The organism is Corallococcus sicarius (assembly GCF_003611735.1).
In the GTDB taxonomy this organism is placed as follows: domain Bacteria; phylum Myxococcota; class Myxococcia; order Myxococcales; family Myxococcaceae; genus Corallococcus; species Corallococcus sicarius.
This window is the reverse complement of sequence record NZ_RAWG01000777.1, coordinates 1-408: the sequence shown is the minus strand read 5'-3', so window position 1 is coordinate 408 and position 408 is coordinate 1. Positions and strand designations below refer to the sequence as shown.

General features: G+C 76.0%; 1 pseudogene. It reads right to left on the bottom strand.

The features are described 5' to 3' along the window. Positions 1–346: pseudogene (locus D7X12_RS42110) on the bottom strand (tenascin-X); the annotation flags it as partial. Between the last annotated feature and the right edge of the window lie 62 nt (positions 347–408).

Sequence of the window (408 nt, the reverse complement as noted above, 5' to 3'; positions counted from 1 at the left end):
CCGTCAGCGTGGCCGTCGTCGCGCCCGTCACCTCCGGCCGGAAGCGCAGCCGCACCGGCACCTCCCCCGGCCCCAGCCGCGTGGGCAGCCCCTCCGCGGAGAAGGGGGCCGCGAGCGCCGTCCACTCCACGTCCAGCGTCGTCCGCCCCGCGTTCACCACCCGCAGCTCCACCTGGCGCTCCAACCCGGGGTAGCTGGACGGGAAGGTGACGAGCTCCTGGGAGACCCGCAGGAGGCTCCGGGCCCCGGTGAGCGGGGGTTCGTCCCGGCAGGCGCCCAGGAGGGCCAGGAGGGCCGCCAGGGCCCCCAGGAGGCCGGTTGGAGCCCACCTCGCCACAGTCCGCATGCGCGTCATCGTGCCTCCCGCCTCCGGCGTATAGCACCCCTGCCCTTCCCCATGTCCCACGC